Origin of the sequence: Sinorhizobium sp. B11 (assembly GCA_039725955.1) — a bacterium.
Lineage (GTDB): Bacteria > Pseudomonadota > Alphaproteobacteria > Rhizobiales > Rhizobiaceae > Rhizobium.
On sequence record CP091033.1, the window covers coordinates 254,899 to 269,903 of the forward strand.

Annotated in this window: 15 protein-coding genes; 12 read left to right on the top strand and 3 right to left on the bottom strand. The window is 61.3% G+C overall.

Annotation, left to right across the window (positions count from 1 at the left end):
• The first annotated feature begins 9 nt into the window (after positions 1–9).
• From LVY75_01155 to LVY75_01170, 4 genes are read left to right on the top strand one after another with little or no spacing between them, the layout of a single operon-like run.
• Entirely contained in the window at positions 10–945 is a 936-nt protein-coding gene (locus LVY75_01155; GenBank protein ID XAZ20603.1) for an ABC transporter permease, read from the top strand.
• On the top strand, positions 945–1,853 hold the full coding sequence (locus LVY75_01160; GenBank protein XAZ20604.1) for an ABC transporter permease: 909 nt from the start codon (positions 945–947) through the stop codon (positions 1,851–1,853). The genes LVY75_01155 and LVY75_01160 overlap by 1 nt, the downstream gene beginning before the upstream one ends.
• On the top strand, positions 1,850–2,842 hold the full coding sequence (locus LVY75_01165; GenBank protein XAZ20605.1) for an ABC transporter ATP-binding protein: 993 nt from the start codon (positions 1,850–1,852) through the stop codon (positions 2,840–2,842). The genes LVY75_01160 and LVY75_01165 overlap by 4 nt, the downstream gene beginning before the upstream one ends.
• Positions 2,839–3,855 (top strand): ABC transporter ATP-binding protein, encoded by a 1,017-nt coding sequence (locus LVY75_01170; GenBank protein ID XAZ20606.1) that lies wholly within the window; start codon positions 2,839–2,841, stop codon positions 3,853–3,855. The genes LVY75_01165 and LVY75_01170 overlap by 4 nt, the downstream gene beginning before the upstream one ends.
• Before the next feature lie 12 nt (positions 3,856–3,867).
• On the opposite strand, the gene LVY75_01175 is transcribed toward LVY75_01170, so the two are convergent.
• The 3 genes from LVY75_01175 to LVY75_01185 all read right to left on the bottom strand — a co-directional run bounded on the left by LVY75_01175 (position 3,868) and on the right by LVY75_01185 (position 6,653).
• Complete coding sequence (locus LVY75_01175) at positions 3,868–4,104, bottom strand: hypothetical protein (GenBank protein XAZ20607.1); 237 nt, start codon at positions 4,102–4,104, stop codon at positions 3,868–3,870.
• A gap of 133 nt (positions 4,105–4,237) precedes the next feature.
• Positions 4,238–6,175, bottom strand: a complete 1,938-nt coding sequence (locus LVY75_01180; GenBank protein ID XAZ20608.1) for an SARP family transcriptional regulator — start codon at positions 6,173–6,175, stop codon at positions 4,238–4,240.
• A 19-nt stretch (positions 6,176–6,194) separates the two neighbouring features.
• Positions 6,195–6,653, bottom strand: coding sequence for a helix-turn-helix domain-containing protein (locus tag LVY75_01185; protein ID XAZ20609.1), 459 nt, complete (start codon positions 6,651–6,653; stop codon positions 6,195–6,197).
• A gap of 263 nt (positions 6,654–6,916) precedes the next feature.
• Between LVY75_01185 and LVY75_01190 the strand changes: the two genes are divergently transcribed.
• From LVY75_01190 to LVY75_01225, 8 genes are all read left to right on the top strand, one after another.
• Positions 6,917–7,798: an ABC transporter gene (locus LVY75_01190; GenBank protein XAZ20610.1), complete on the top strand. Its 882-nt coding sequence runs from the start codon at positions 6,917–6,919 to the stop codon at positions 7,796–7,798.
• 101 nt (positions 7,799–7,899) lie between these two features.
• Positions 7,900–8,517: an ABC transporter permease gene (locus LVY75_01195; protein XAZ20611.1), complete on the top strand. Its 618-nt coding sequence runs from the start codon at positions 7,900–7,902 to the stop codon at positions 8,515–8,517.
• Between the two features lie 10 nt (positions 8,518–8,527).
• Positions 8,528–9,169 (top strand): ABC transporter permease, encoded by a 642-nt coding sequence (locus LVY75_01200; GenBank protein XAZ20612.1) that lies wholly within the window; start codon positions 8,528–8,530, stop codon positions 9,167–9,169.
• Entirely contained in the window at positions 9,166–10,098 is a 933-nt protein-coding gene (locus LVY75_01205) for an ABC transporter ATP-binding protein (protein ID XAZ20613.1), read from the top strand. Before LVY75_01200 ends, LVY75_01205 begins: the two co-directional genes overlap by 4 nt.
• A 15-nt stretch (positions 10,099–10,113) precedes the next feature.
• The gene (locus tag LVY75_01210) at positions 10,114–11,193 is read left to right on the top strand and encodes an LLM class flavin-dependent oxidoreductase (protein XAZ20614.1); all 1,080 of its coding nucleotides are present in this window, start codon (positions 10,114–10,116) and stop codon (positions 11,191–11,193) included.
• Positions 11,190–12,509 carry an LLM class flavin-dependent oxidoreductase gene (locus LVY75_01215; GenBank protein XAZ20615.1) on the top strand — a complete coding sequence of 440 codons (1,320 nt, stop codon included), beginning with the start codon at positions 11,190–11,192 and terminating at the stop codon, positions 12,507–12,509. Before LVY75_01210 ends, LVY75_01215 begins: the two co-directional genes overlap by 4 nt.
• 11 nt (positions 12,510–12,520) lie before the next feature.
• Positions 12,521–13,522: an ornithine cyclodeaminase family protein gene (locus LVY75_01220; GenBank protein ID XAZ20616.1), complete on the top strand. Its 1,002-nt coding sequence runs from the start codon at positions 12,521–12,523 to the stop codon at positions 13,520–13,522.
• Positions 13,519–15,003, top strand: a complete 1,485-nt coding sequence (locus tag LVY75_01225; protein XAZ20617.1) for a histidine ammonia-lyase — start codon at positions 13,519–13,521, stop codon at positions 15,001–15,003. The genes LVY75_01220 and LVY75_01225 overlap by 4 nt, the downstream gene beginning before the upstream one ends.
• Positions 15,004–15,005: the final 2 nt, after the last annotated feature.

A 15,005-nucleotide genomic window follows, 5' to 3' on the forward strand; every position in this document is an offset into this window, starting at 1 on the left:
TGAATGACCATGGCTAGATATTTTCTCCTCCGGCTGGCGGATGCCATTCCGACAATCTGGCTGGTGCTCACGCTCGTGTTCATCGCGATGCGGATCCTGCCGGGCGATCCGGCGATTGCGGCTCTGGGAGACATGGCTCTCCCGGAGCAGCTTGCAGCCTTCCGCCACCAGATGGGGCTCGATGTGCCGCTCTGGCAGCAGTACATCAACTTCCTTCGCGGCGTGCTCAGCCTCGATTTCGGCCAGTCCTACATGAATGGCGAACCGGTGCTGAACCTGATCGCCGCCAATCTGCCCTATACGATCGAACTCACCGTTGTGGCGATGATCATTGGCGTCGGTGCCGGCGTGCCCTTCGGCGTAGTGGCGGCAACCCATCGTGACAGGTTGCCGGATTCCGGCATGCGCGTCTTTTCCCTTCTCGGTTATGCCATTCCGGATTTCTATCTCGGCGCGCTTCTCTTGATCGGCTTTGCATTGAACCTCGGTTGGTTCCCGATCAATGGGGGCGGCGATGGGTTCATGGATCGCATGTACCATATCGTGCTGCCGGCCCTGACGCTCGCACTTGTCAAGGCGGCCTTCATCGGCCGGCTGTCGCGGACCGCGCTTCTGGAAACGCTCGGCAAAGACTATGTCCGCACCGCCCGCGCCAAGGGTGCCCGCGAACCTCGCGTCATCTATCGTCACGGTCTGCGCAATGCGCTTCTGCCGCTCTCGACCGGCATGGGCCTCAGCCTGCTTGCCACGCTGTCCGGTTCGGTCGCCGTAGAGCTGGTCTTCAATAGGCCCGGCCTCGGGCGCATGCTCATCCAGGCGATCAACGAGCGTGACTATGGCGTCATCCAGGGCGGCGTCGTTGTCTTCGCGCTTCTCGTCCTTTTGATCAATCTGGTGATGGATCTCCTCTACATCGTCATCGATCCTCGCATCCGGGTGAAATAATGAGCATCATCACTCAAACACCTGCGTCTGCTCTACAGACCTCCGAGCAGCCTCTGCTGGCACCAGCGCCCGGCTTGCTGTCGCTCTTCTCGAAAACGCTGTTGCACCGGCCCTCGACCCTTTTCGCGCTGGCGATTGCACTCGTCTTCTTCGTGATAGCAGTCTTCGCACCGGTGCTTGCGCCCTATGATCCGCTCGCCCAGAGCATCCTCTCGATCAACAAGGCGCCCTCGGCCGCACACTGGCTCGGCACCGACCAGTTTGGGCGCGACGTTCTCTCGCGCATGATCCACGGTTCACGCAATTCGCTGCTCTTCGGCCTGATCTCGCCGGCGCTCGCTGCGCTGCTCGGTACCGCACTTGGCGTAACAGCCGGTTATTTCGGGGGCCTGATCGATCGTATCATCAGCCGGTTTATCGATTTGCTGCTCGCCTTCCCGGAACTGCTGCTCGCCATCATCATCGCAGCCGTGCTCGGTGGCGCCTTCTGGAACATCATCGCCGTCATCACGGTCGCGTTCATTCCCGGCTTTGCCCGTGTCGCTCGTGCCTCGACCCTGTCGGTCAAGCAGGAGCCGTATGTGGAAGCGGCAATCGCCGTCGGCGTGCGCACGCCCGTTATCATCTTCCGCCATATCATCCCGAATATCGCAGCCCCCATCGTCGTGCTGATGACACTTTGGGTCGCGTCTGCCATCCGCCTTGAGGCCTCGCTCAGTTTCCTCGGCATCGGTACCCGCGCCCCCAATCCAAGCTGGGGCAATATCATCCGCGATGGTCTCAACAATCTCTTCGGCTCGCCCTGGCCGATCATTGCCGCCGGTTTTGCCATCACCTGCGTCGTGCTGTCCTTCAACCTGATCGGCGATGCGGTGCGCGACATGCTGGATCCGGAGACGAGCCAATGACATTAAAAACGCAGTCTCCGTTGCTCAAGGTCGATAGTCTCGCCGTCGAATTCGGCCCGAAGGATTCCCCGATCCGTGTCGTGAATGGCGTCTCCTTCGAGGTCGAGGCCGGGGGTTCGGTCGGCATCGTTGGTGAATCCGGATCGGGCAAGTCGATCACCTCGCTATCGATCATGGGGCTGATCCCGAACCCGCCCGGCCGCATTGCACAGGGTCGTATCGAGCTTGAGGGCGTCAACCTTCTCGATCTGCCGAAGACGAAATTGCCGGAGATCCGCGGTCGCGATATCGCGATGATCTTTCAGGAGCCGATGAGTTCTCTGAACCCGGTCATGACGATCGGCGATCAGATCGGCGAGGCGATCAAGCTGCATGAGAGGATGAGCCGCGAACAGCGCCGCGCGCGCATCATCGAGCTTCTGAAACTCGTCGGCATCCCCAATCCGGAAGGCCGCCTCGATGCCTATCCGCACCAGTTCTCCGGCGGCATGCGCCAGCGCGTGATGATTGCCATGGCCGTTGCCTGCAATCCGAAACTCTTGATCGCCGACGAACCGACAACGGCACTCGACGTTACCATCCAGGCCCAGGTGCTCGACCTGATGGCGAAGGTGCGCAAGACGCTGAACACCGCCGTGCTCTTGATTTCGCACGATCTCGGCGTCATCGCCGAAGTCTGCGATCGCGTCATCGTCATGTATGCCGGCCGAGTGGTCGAGGACGCGGATGTCCGCTCGATCTTCAGGAACCCGAGCCATCCCTATACGCGCGGCCTGCTTCAGTCCATTCCGCGCCTCGACGACGAGCGCTCGCGCCTCTATCAGATTCCCGGTTCCGTGCCGCTTGCCGGCACCGTCAAGCAGGGCTGTCCCTTCTACGCCCGCTGTGGGAACCGGACCGACAGATGCGCGGCCGAAATGCCGCCCATGTTCACCATATCAGAAAGCCATAAGGCGGCCTGCTGGGTCACCGCCGGAGCAACAGCATGACAGAGATGAACAGCGCCGACGACCTGTTGATCGTCCGCAACCTCGGCAAGACCTTTTCCGATGCTGGTGGCCTGTCTTTTACGAGTTCTACCTCGGGCGGCGTACGCGCCGTCGACGGAGCCTCCTTCTCCGTCAAGCCGGGCGAGACGCTGGCGCTGGTCGGTGAATCCGGCTGCGGCAAGTCCACACTTGGCCGCCTTCTGTTGCGGCTGATCCAGCCGAGCGATGGTGAAGTGCTGTTCGAGGGGCGCGATATCACATCGCTGGGTGCGGCCGAGATGCGCATGATGCGCGCAAGGATGCAGATGGTCTTCCAGGATCCCTACGGCTCGCTCAGCCCGCGTCGTTCGATCGCTCAGATCATCTCCGAGCCGCTCCAAGTCTTCGGCATGGCGAAATCCTCGAGGGAACGGCGTGATCGTGTGGCGGAGCTACTGACGCAGGTCGGCCTGTCGCCGAGCTTCATGGACCGTTATCCGCGCCAGTTCTCCGGCGGCCAGCGCCAGCGCATCGGCATTGCCCGTGCCATATCGGTCAATCCGAAATTCATCGTCGCCGACGAGCCGGTCTCGGCCCTCGATGTCTCCGTGCAGGCGCAGATCGTCAATCTGCTGCAGGATTTGCAGGTCGAACGAAAGCTCTCTTATCTGTTCATCGCCCATGACCTGGCGGTCGTACGCCACATCGCCGATCGCGTGGCGGTCATGTATCTCGGCAGGATCGTGGAGATCGGACCGAAGAAGTCGATCTATTCCATGCCGCAGCATCCCTATACGCAGGCACTGCTGTCGGCCGCGCCCGAGCCCGATCCGGATCGCAAGGCAAACCGTATCGTGCTGCAGGGCGACGTGCCGAGCCCGTCCCGCGTCCCGTCGGGATGCAGCTTCCACACGCGCTGTCCTATCGCAAGGGACATCTGCAAGGTCGAGCGTCCGGGCTTGCGCGAAGTATCGCCGAACCAGTTCTCAGCCTGCCATTTCGCCGCGCCCAATCCACTGACGCAGGCAGGGTGAAGTTATCGGCCTTCAGTGCACTAGGCCCGCCGGTGCATCTTCGATTGTTGCTTCGACTGGCAGGTTTATGCCGCTCTCGGCGAGATCCTGAAGCAGCGCGCCAAGCGCGAGATCGAGGCAATAGACGGAGAACTCGGCATTGAGCTCCCGGGCGCTCTGCCGGGCGTAGGAAACGAGCCGTGCAAGCGATGCGATATCCCGAAGCCTTTGATCCTTCTCGGCACTCCCGATTTCGATGATGTCTTCCATTGCCGCTAAACTCCCCAGCCGTGTTGGAGGGAGTTCTAGCGGATGTGGTCAAGGAAAGCGCGTGACACCGGCGTGACACCATTCTGGATGGCGTATCGGGAAGCGGCAACTCGGTCGAGTCGGACCGGCGGAGCTAGAAGCCTGCCTTCAGCAAAGCCTCACGATACTGTTCCTTCTGCCACGCCTCCTTGAAGGGCACGAGGCTCAGCCACCTATCGACGTCGAAATCGGGATTGGTCTCGCGTGCCTTGCGCATGTAGAGGCGCGCATTTTTCATGTCGCCCAGCATTGCCCAGGAGGCTGCTGCGAGCCGGTCGGCCGGTGTGCGATCATCCATTCTGCCGATCGCATCCAGCGCTTCCTTATAGCGGAAGAGAGCAAAATTCGCGCCGGCCTCAGTCCAGAGATAATCTGTGGGGCTTAGCGGATTAAGCGAGATCGCCCGCTCGATCTTGGCGAGCCCATCGGCAGGGCGCGAGGCATGCACCAGCGTATCGGCATAACTCGCGATGCCGTCGGCATAATGGGGGCTCAGCTCTTCGGCGACTTTCAGCGCCACCACGCTTTCATCGAGATCGTTCAGATAAAGCTTGGCGACGCCGAGCTGGCGGAAGCCGGATGCGAGCGACGGGTCGGCGACGATCGCCCTGTTCGCATAATCTTCCGCAAGCCGGATCAACTCGCCATCGCCGCGTGCCGTCAGCAGCCATTCCATCAGGAAGGTATGCGCAAGGCCTGCGAGCGCCGGCGAGAAATGCGCGCTGTGCTGGACGGCGTCGCGGAACGCTTTCCGAGCGCGCCGGACATCCGGCAGGGAAAACCGCTTCATGTCCCGGAACCCCAGGAGATAGCTGTGATAGGCGGCCGGGTTATCTTCGAAAGCGCCGCGCACGGTCTCGTTCCGGCGGATTTGTCGGGAGAGCTCCTTGGCGATGCGCCGTGCGATCTCCCGCCGGTCAGCGATAAGGTCGTATTTCTCGAGGCTGAAGCGCTCGGCCCAGATGACCTCGTCGTTGGCGGCATAGACGAGCTGGACGAACAGCGACGGCGTGCCGCTGCCCGCTGTCAACCGGGTGTCGAGAACATAGGAGATCGAATGGCGCAGGATCATGCCCGCCCGGTCGGCATGGCGGGCGATTTGTGCGGCGGTATGGGGCGCGACGACCGAGACGTTGCTGAGGGCGCAAAGGCCGATGGTCACGTCCTCGATCAGCGCTTCAGAAAGCATCGGCGCGAGCCCGGTTTCAGCGGCCTCGACCGGCGGCAACAGGACGAGCCGGGGCAGGGGCGCAGGTTTCAGGACGATGCCGCTCTCCACCGACGGCACAGCCGCCAGCGCCGCCGGCCTGCTGGCGTCGAAAATCTTGCGCACTTCCTTCAGGGCCTGCAGATCAAGGCCGATGTCGAGCGAATGTTGTAGATCGTGGCTGCGGCTCTCAAATAGCTGCCTGGCGTTTTCCAGATGTCCCTCGGCCTCGTAGGCTTGCAGGAGGATATGGCGGATGTTTTCGTCATCAGGCGCATCGCGGAAGATCCTGAGCGCAGCCTCCTTGATGAGGCCGATATCTGCTCTCGAGCGCGCTTCCGGCAAGGCTCGCTTCACTGTGTCGACGAGGATTGCCATATGCCGGTTGCGCTCGCTCGATACCCATTCTCTTATGCTGGCGCTTTGATGTGCGAGTTCGGCGAGGAAATCCGTTTGCAACAGGGATACGAGCCTTCGCAGCACATCGAGCGGGCCGGCCGAGGATTGGGAATCAAGTTCCGAGCGATCTGCGACGAAGACCTCCCGTCTGATCCGGACACCGGTCGCGGTAAAGATCAGCAGCTCCGCGCCGATTTCTGCCTGCCTCGCCTGGACGCGCGAGATCATCTTGCGCAAATTCGCCATGATATCGGGATTGTCGGTGCTATCCCACAGGAAGCGGGCGAGTGTGCCGCGCGGACATTCTCTGTCAGGTCTGTCGAGCAGGTAACAAAGCGTCAACAGGCCTTTTTCGGGGAAGAATACAGGCTCTCCCGCCGCGTCCAGCAGTCGTAATGTACCGAATGACTCGAGCCGGAAGGACATGGGACGGTATCGTCTGCTTTCACTCTCTGCGGGTATCAGGCTCGTCCATTCGCGGCGCGTTCAGCGAAATGTCGCTGTTTTCGGACTGCGCCATCGCTTTGACCAGCGAGATGATCGTCTCGCGGATACGCCGGTCCTCGATCTTCATGAACGCCCTGTTGAGGACGAGACCTTCCTTCGACCGCAGAAATTCTGTGACCGGATCGACAGGAGCAGACAAATCGAGGCCGGCAAGGCTCGGCGCTTCCAAATCATCCTGCTCGAAAAAGAAAGCGGGCGAGGTGCGCAGCACTTCGGCGATCCTCTGCAGGCGGCTGGCGCCGATGCGATTGATGCCTTTCTCGTATTTCTGCACCTGTTGGAAGGTAACGCCGATCTGTTCGGCAAGCCGTTCCTGGCTCATGCCGAGAAGCTGCCTGCGCCTGCGCATGCGCATGCCGACATAGGTATCAATCGCGTTCGGTGTCTTGACGTTCATGGCCTACCTTCTGTCTCTTTCGTATTTTAATCCATTGACTTGTAGACGGCATCGCTGCGCTTTTCCACGGTTTGTTTTTGACAGCATATGATGGCCGATCTTAGTCGGCTCTGCTTTCTCCGACCCTTCGATGATCAAGGGTCCTCCTGGGAGATCAATTTTCATCTAAATCGCTAGAAAATTGGTATTCCATTCCGCGCTTGCCTTATCGGAAACCTTTATCACCTCTCCTGAACAACTCGAATTTCAAATGAGGGAACGCAATGCTTTCGAAATCTTTCGCCGGCCTCTTCGCCGGTGCGATCCTGGCAGCCTTCATCGGAGCACCGGCACAGGCCGATGCTGTAAAGATCGGCAGCAAGAATTTCACCGAACAGTTCGTCGTCGCCGAGATCTACGCCCAGGCGCTTGAAAAGGCCGGCGTCGAGGTCGAGCGCCACCTCAACCTCGGTGCCACGCTTGTCGCCCACACGGCATTGACGAACGGTGACATCGATCTCTACCCGGAATATACCGGCACGGCGCTTGCCGCCGTCGTCAAGGGTGACCTGTCGGGCTCCGCCGACAAGATCTATTCGGACGTCAAGGATTACTACGAAAAGAACCTCAAGCTCACGCTCCTTCAGCCGACGCAGGTCAACAACGGCTATGCGATCATCACGCTTCCGGAAACAGCCGAGAAGTACAAGCTGAAGACGCTGACCGACCTCGGTCCAGCCTCCAAGAGCTTGACCTTTGGTGCAGAGGGCGGCTTTGGCGAGCGCAAGGACGGCTTGCCGGGGCTGAAGCAGACCTACGGCATCGAGTTCAAGGAATTCAAGATCTTTGCCAAGCTCGGCATCCGCTACAGCGCGCTGACGAGCAAGGATCTCGACGTCTCCTACGGCTTTGCGACGGATTGGCAGATTTCCGACAACAAGCTGGTGGTGCTTGATGACGACAAGCATCTCTTCCCGCCCTATTACCTCGTCCCGGTCGTGCGACAGGATGCTCTCGCCAAGAACCCGAAGATCGCCGAGGTTCTGAACAAGGTCAGCCCGCTCCTCAACAATGAGACCATGCGCGAACTCAACGCCAAGGTCGATCGCGACAAGGAAGAGCCGGCCGATGTCGCCGCTGAATTCCTGAAGGCCAAGGGCATCTGATCGAGAGCGGCTCCAAAGTTTCGCTTTCCCTGAAGAAAAAATGCGGCGAAGCTTGCAGCTTCGCCGCTTTGTCGTGACCGTGCGGACAGGATTTCTCGCCGTTGAACTGGGCACCCAAACATATTCCGGAAATCGCGCTTGCCGTCTGGCAGCACCTGGTGCTGTCGATTTCATCCGTGCTGATCGGCCTTGCGATCGCGCTCGTACTCGGCATCGTCTGCGCCCGCCGGCCGAGACTCTATGCCTTTGCGCTGACGGTGACGAATATCATCTTCGTCATTCCGAGCCTGGCGCTCTTTGCGCTTTTGATCCCTTTCGTCGGTCTCGGCATGGAACCAGCGCTGATCGGGCTTTCCTCCTATTGCCTGCTGATCCTCTTGCGCAATGTCGTCACCGGCATCCGCGGCGTCCCGGCTGACATACTCGATGCCGCCGACGGGATGGGTTATGGGCCTTGGCAGCGCCTCTTTCGCATCGAACTGCCGCTTGCCCTGCCGCTTATCGTTTCCGGGGCCCGGATCGCGCTCGTCACTGTCATCGGCATCGCGACGGTCGCTGCCTTCATCGATGGCGGAGGTCTTGGCACCATCATCCTCATAGGCATCGATCAGGAATACGCGGAAAAGATCCTCGTCGGCGGCATTCTGACGGCACTGCTGGCCATCATCTTCGATTTCATTCTCACCCGGGCCGAGCGGGCCCTGGTGCGCTGGCAGTGAGGGCGTGTCAATGTTGAGCACCGCCTTTTTCTGGATCGTCGATCATCAGGACGAATTCTTCCGCGCGCTCGGCCAGCATCTCCTGATGTCCGGCGTGTCGCTTGCGCTTGCGCTTGCCATTGGGCTGCCGCTTTCGATCCTCATCGTCAATTACGGTCGCTTTGCCTTTGGCGTCATCAACATCGTCAACGGCCTCAGAACCATCCCGAGTCTTGCGATCCTGGCGATCATGCTGCCGCTTCTCGGTATCGGCATCCTGCCATCGATCGTGGCGCTGACCGTGCTTGCCCTGCCGCCGATCCTGCTCAATGCCTATGTCGGGTTGCGCGATGTCGATGCCGATGCCGTGGAGGCGGCGATCGGCATGGGCATGAACAGAGGTCAGGTCCTGCGCAAGATCCGCATTCCACTCGCAGCCCCTGCGATGTTTGCCGGCGCGCGCACCGCAGCTGTCCAGGTGCTGGCCGGAGCGACACTCGCCCCTTTCATCGGCGGCGGCGGGCTCGGCGATTTTATCGCCACCGGCATCGGTATGATGGACATGTCGCGGCTCATCGTCGGCGCCGTGCCGATCGCGATCCTGGCACTCGCCACCGAATTCATCCTCGGCCGCGCCGAGAAGCACCTGTTTGCAGAAAGAACCGCCGCATGATCCGCATGGAAAATGTCACAAAGCGTTACGGTGAAAGTGCAGCACCTTCGGTGGATCACCTGACGCTCGATGTGCCCGAGGGCTCGACGGTCGCGCTGATCGGCCCGTCGGGCTGCGGCAAGACAACGACGATGCGCATGATCAACCGGCTGATCGAGCCAACGGAAGGGCGCATCTTCGTCAATGGCGAAGACGTGACAAAAGCCGATCCGGTCAAGCTTCGCCGCCATATCGGTTACGTCATCCAGAATGTCGGCCTCTTTCCGCACATGACGATCGCCGAAAATATCGCTGCGGTACCGAACCTGCTCGGCTGGGACCGGCCGCGGATCGCCAGGCGGACGGATGAACTTCTCGATCTCGTCGGTCTCGATCCGAAGGAAATGCTGAAGCGCTATCCGCGCCAGCTTTCCGGTGGCCAGCGCCAGCGCATCGGCGTAGCGCGCGCCCTTGCCGCCGATCCCTCGGTCCTCTTGATGGACGAGCCCTTCGGCGCCATCGACCCGATCGCCAGAACACGCCTGCAGGACGAATTCAGGCAAATTTTGAAACGCGTGCGCAAGACGGTGGTGCTGGTCACTCACGATCTCGATGAGGCAATTCGCCTCGGCGACCGGATCGCCATCATGCGTGCCGGCAAGATCGTGCAATATGATGCGCCGGATGCGATCCTTTCCCATCCTGCCGACGATTTTGTTGCGAATTTCGTGGGTATCGATCGCGCCATCAAGCGGCTCAGCCTGTTTTCTGTTGCCGACGCGATGCGGCCTGGTGTTCCCTCTTCACCCGCGGCCAGTGTTGCCGCGAGTGCCAATCTGCGCGATGCGCTGTCGCTGATGGTCGCCGCCAACAGTGACGTGCTGTCGGTGGTCGATGGCGGTGGCATCGTTACCGGGCAACTGACGCGCGACGCGATCTTCTCGATCTGAGTGCAGGAGTTTCTGATGCATCTCGGTTTTTCCCTCACACCTTTCGGCCATCATCCCGCAGCCTGGCGCGATGCCGGAACGCTCGAGCATCTCGGTTTTGATGCGCTGCTTTCCCAGGCGGTCAAAGCGGAGGAGGCCGGTTTCGATTTCGTCCTGCTTCCGGACCGGCTCGGTACCAGGCCGATCGAGGAACTCTCGTCGGTCGCCACGCCCTTCGAGCCGACGACACTGGTCGCAGCCCTTGCCACCCGGGCGCGCCGGATCGGCTTCCTGGCAGCTGCCGCAACCAGTCAGCATGAGCCCTATAATCTCGCCCGGCGCTTCGCCTCGCTGGACCAGATCAGCAGCGGACGGACAGGCTGGGTAGCCCTTCCCGTTTCCGGCGAATTCGAACGCGACCAGGAATATCTCGGCCTTGTGAGCGCGCTTTGGGACAGCTGGGATGACGATGCCTTCATCTACGACAAGGCTGAGGGTCGGTTTTTCGAGCCAGCCAAGATGCATGTGCTCAACCACAGAGGCGAGCATTTTGCGGTGCGCGGTCCGCTGAATGTCAATCGCTCACCGCAGGGCAAACCGATCATCGCCCAGCTTCTGCGTGGAGATAACAAAGCATTGGCCGCGCAAAGTGCCGAAGTCGTCCTGCTTCAAGATCGGACGCCGGAAAGTACAAACGAGACGGTGGTCGACTTCGTGCGCCTGCTTGAAAAGGCGGGCCGTCGCCGGCAGGACGTGCGGATACTGGCCAATGTCGTGCCATTCGTTGCCGAAACTTCCGAAGCGGCGCAGGCGGCAAGCGATGCGCTCCGGTTTGGTGAGGCCGACCGGATGAGCCAACCGCTTTCCGCGTCACGTCTGGTGGGGACGCCGGTGGAGATCGCCGAATCCCTACGGGAATGGCTCGCCCTTGGGCAGATCGACGGTTTCACGATACTGCCCCCGACCGTTGCGATCGGGGATCTGTTCCTGACGAAGGTGGTTCCGGAGTTGCGCCACCTCGGATTGATCGAGGCGAATGCGGGTAAAACCTTGCGCGATCGTCTTGGTCTTGCCCGTCCGGCTCATCCGGCGGCAGCATTGGAGCAAGCACAATGAGCAGCGATCGCAAGATGAGACTTGGCGCCTTCCTGATGGCGGGCGGGCATCACATCGCGGCATGGCGACATCCGCAAGCCCATGCTCAAGCCGGTGTCGATATCGATCATTTCATCGAGCTGGCCCGCATCGCCGAGCGGGGCAAATTCGACATGCTCTTTGTCGAGGATGCCGCCGCCATCCGAGAGCGCAATCCGGAAATGGCAAGCCAGGCAGCGCGTTCGACGGCATTCGAGCCGCTGAGCCTGCTTGCAGCTCTTGCCGTGAACACCAGTCATATCGGCCTCGTAGCAACGGCGTCGACAACCTATAACGAGCCCTACGGCCTTGCCCGCACCTTCGCCTCGCTCGATCAGCTAAGCGGCGGCAGGGCAGGCTGGAACCTCGTTACCTCGGCAAGCGAACTCGAGGCGGAGAATTTTGCGAGCAGTGGCCTTCGCCCGCATTCCGAGCGCTACGAGCGGGCCGAGGAATTTGCCGATGCAGCACTCGCGCTTTGGGATGGCGTCGATGACGGAGCCTATTTTCCTGAGGGTGGGGCTCGGTTTGCCGATCGTACGAGGCTTCATCCCGTGCATCGCCGCGGCAAACATTTCACCGTCGAAGGCCTGCTCGAAAGCCCAAGCTCGGCCCAGGGCCGGCCGATCATGGTGCAGGCGGGCGCATCCGATGTCGGCAAGGAACTTGCGGCCCGAACCGCAGATGTCGTGTTTGCCGCCTCGCAGACGCTTGCCGAAGCACAGACCTATTATGCCGATGTGAAGTCGCGGCTCGCCAAATACGGGCGCAAGCCCGACGATATCAAGATCATGCCCGGCATATCGCCGATCGTCGGCACAACCGAAGACGAGGCCAAGGCGAAATACCAGGCCCTGCAGGAACTCATCCCCGACGCCGTTGGTGTCGCCCTTCTTGCAAGCTACCTCAGCATCCAGGATCTGTCAGCCTATCCGCTCGATGGTCCGCTGCCAGACATGCCGCAGACCAACCTCATCCAGAGCCGCCAGCAGCTGATCATTGATCTCGGAAGGCGCGAAAACCTGTCGATCCGCGAACTTGCCCGCCATTTCGCCGGCGCGCGCGGCCATTGGCAGGTTGTAGGAACACCGGCGCAGATCGCCGATGCGATGGAAGAACGCTTCAGCGAAGGCGCCGCCGACGGCTTCAATGTCATGGCCCCGCTCTTCCCCTCGGGGCTTGAGGAATTCGTAGCCCATGTCGTGCCGGAACTGCGTCGCCGCGGCCTTTTCCGCGAAGACTACGAGGGCCGCACGCTTCGCCAGAACCTCGGCCTCGACGCGCTGATCAAACGATAAACGAGATGACAATGGATCCGATCTATATCGACTATCTGAATGCCTTCGACATCGAGGCGCTCGACCTGACCAATGATGAAATCCTGGCGGCGATCGAGACTTCGCTCGCCGCTCAGGGCAGGGGCCAGACGGTGATCGAGCCGCGTGTCCATCTCGAGCCGGATGCAAGCTTTCACGGCCATTTCAACGTCTTGCGTGGCTATGTGGCGCCGCTCGGCCTTGCCGGAGTGAAGGTGGTCGGTGACTATGTCGACAACTACAAGCTCGGTTATCCCTCCGAATTCGGCGTGCTCAACCTCTTCGATCCGCGCACCGGCGTGCCCAAGGCGATCCTTGATGCAACTGTCATCACCGACATGCGCACCGGCGCCGTCACCGCGCTCGGCGCCCGGCATCTCGCCCGGAAGGGTTCGAAGGTCCTCGGCCATATCGGCGCGCGCGGCACGGCTTACTGGAATGTCCGCCTGCTCGATCATCTCTTTGATTTCGACGAGATCCGCGTACATTCGCGTCGGCCCGAAAGCCGCGATGCCTTCGGCGCCAAGCTGGAGGCCGATCTCGGCAAGAAGATCACCGTGGTCGACAATTGGCGCGACTGCGTCGAGGGGGCAGATATCGTCGTCGAGGCATCACGCCTATCGCAGCCCGAGCCCCTCCTGAAGACGGAGTGGATCAAGAAGGGTGCCTTCGTCGTGCCCTATGGCACGATGAGCGCCGTGGAACTGTCGCTGACCGACATCATGGCCAAGCTCGTCGTCGACGACTGGGGCCAGTGCAAGACCGGCAAATTCGGCTCGCTGCGCGCCCATGTCGAGACCGGCCGGCTTTCCGAGCAGACGTTGCATGCCGAACTGGGGCAGGTCGTCGCCGGCCTGAAGCCGGGCCGCGAGAGTGAGGACGAGACTATCCTGCTGTGGCATCGCGGCCTGTCGCTCAGCGACATTGCTCTTGGCCACGCGCTGCTTTCCAAGGCGCGCTCGGCCGGTATCGGTCAGAGGCTGCGTTTCGCATGACCGGGATCCTGCTGGCCGGCTCTGGCATCACAATTGCCGACATAGAGGCGATCGCCCGCTGTGATGCCACCGTCGAGGTTTCCGGCGCGGTCCGTGAGCGGCTGATTGCGGCGCGGCGCATCCTGGAAGGCGCTGCAGCTTCCGGCCAGCAGATCTACGGCATGAACACCGGGCTCGGTGCCAATCTGAAGACAGCAGTGACCGGCGATTTCGAGGCCTTTCAACTGCAGCTGATCCGCGGCCGCGGCATGGCGGTCGGTGAAGCTCTGCCGCGCGATGCGACCCGTGCTGTCATCGCCGCCAGGCTCTCGATGCTGGCAGTCGGAGGATCCGGTATTTCACTGCCCGTGTTCGAGGCGCTGCTTGCCATGCTGAACGCCGGTGTTCATCCGGTCATGCCCTCGATTGGTTCGATCGGTGCGGGTGATCTCGTGTTGCTCTCCGCCATGGCCCGCGCCCTGATCGGCGAAGGGAAAGCTGAGTATCGCGGCATCGTCTACCCGGCGGTTGAAGCGCTTGAGCTTGCGGGCCTTGCCCCAGCGAGCCTGCAACCGAAGGACGGGATATCGCTTCTCAATGCTTCAGCCGTGTCTGCTGGCCGTGGCGCGCTCATCCTGTACGATGCCAAAGAACTACTCGATGCCCAGCGCCGGGCGGCTGCCTTGAGTTTTGAGGGCCTTGCTGGCAATCCGCTCATCCTGTCACCTGCGATCCAACGCGCCCGGCCGGCAGCGGGCCAGGCAGAAGAGGCCAACCGGTTGCTGCAGATGCTTGAGGGCTCGACGCTTTTCGAGGCGAACGCCGCCATCCAGGATCCGCTGAGCCTGCGTTGCGTTGCACCCATCCACGGCGCACTTGTCGATGCGCTCTTGAGGGCGGTCGAAGCTGTCGAGATCGAGCTCAATGCCGCGGCCGATAATCCCGTCGTTCTCTTCGAAGAGCAACAGGTGCTGTCATCAGGCAATTTCCAGACGCCGGCACTTTCGCTTGCCTTCGAGACACTGGGCCTTGCGATCGCTCAGGCGGCTGCGGCATCGGCTGCGCGCTTCATTCAGCTGACAGGCCCGGGTCGCAATGGCCTGCCGCGCTATCTGTCGCCGATTGGCGGTCCATCGGCCGGGTTCGTGCCGATGCAGAAGACGGTCGCGGCGTTGATGGCCGATATCAGGCACAAGGCCAATCCTGTCATGCTCGACTTTCTTGCGGTATCGGAAGGCGTCGAGGATCATGCAACACAATCCTCCCTTGCCGTGCGCAAACTCGGCGAGATGCTGGAACTGTGGCGCGTGCTCATCGCCTGCGAAATGCTCGCAGCCGCTCAGGCGGTCGACCAGCGCCCCGGACACCTTTGCGGCGTGGGAACGGCAGGGGCCCATGCCTTCGTTCGAGGCATCGCACCGGTCATGACGGAGGATCGTTCGCTCGGCGAAGATGTGGCCATCCTTGCTTCCCGCCTGCTCGACGAGCACCACGGCGGGTGAAA

Coding starts and splice junctions, on each gene's coding strand:
- LVY75_01210 (XAZ20614.1), top strand. CDS start 10,114: ATGCATCTCGGTTTTTCCCTCACACCTTTCGGCCATCATCCCGCAGCC.
- LVY75_01180 (XAZ20608.1), bottom strand. CDS start 6,175: ATGTCCTTCCGGCTCGAGTCATTCGGTACATTACGACTGCTGGACGCG.
- LVY75_01185 (XAZ20609.1), bottom strand. CDS start 6,653: ATGAACGTCAAGACACCGAACGCGATTGATACCTATGTCGGCATGCGC.
- LVY75_01175 (XAZ20607.1), bottom strand. CDS start 4,104: ATGGAAGACATCATCGAAATCGGGAGTGCCGAGAAGGATCAAAGGCTT.
- LVY75_01225 (XAZ20617.1), top strand. CDS start 13,519: ATGACCGGGATCCTGCTGGCCGGCTCTGGCATCACAATTGCCGACATA.
- LVY75_01200 (XAZ20612.1), top strand. CDS start 8,528: ATGTTGAGCACCGCCTTTTTCTGGATCGTCGATCATCAGGACGAATTC.
- LVY75_01170 (XAZ20606.1), top strand. CDS start 2,839: ATGACAGAGATGAACAGCGCCGACGACCTGTTGATCGTCCGCAACCTC.
- LVY75_01220 (XAZ20616.1), top strand. CDS start 12,521: ATGGATCCGATCTATATCGACTATCTGAATGCCTTCGACATCGAGGCG.
- LVY75_01165 (XAZ20605.1), top strand. CDS start 1,850: ATGACATTAAAAACGCAGTCTCCGTTGCTCAAGGTCGATAGTCTCGCC.
- LVY75_01155 (XAZ20603.1), top strand. CDS start 10: ATGGCTAGATATTTTCTCCTCCGGCTGGCGGATGCCATTCCGACAATC.
- LVY75_01160 (XAZ20604.1), top strand. CDS start 945: ATGAGCATCATCACTCAAACACCTGCGTCTGCTCTACAGACCTCCGAG.
- LVY75_01205 (XAZ20613.1), top strand. CDS start 9,166: ATGATCCGCATGGAAAATGTCACAAAGCGTTACGGTGAAAGTGCAGCA.
- LVY75_01215 (XAZ20615.1), top strand. CDS start 11,190: ATGAGCAGCGATCGCAAGATGAGACTTGGCGCCTTCCTGATGGCGGGC.
- LVY75_01190 (XAZ20610.1), top strand. CDS start 6,917: ATGCTTTCGAAATCTTTCGCCGGCCTCTTCGCCGGTGCGATCCTGGCA.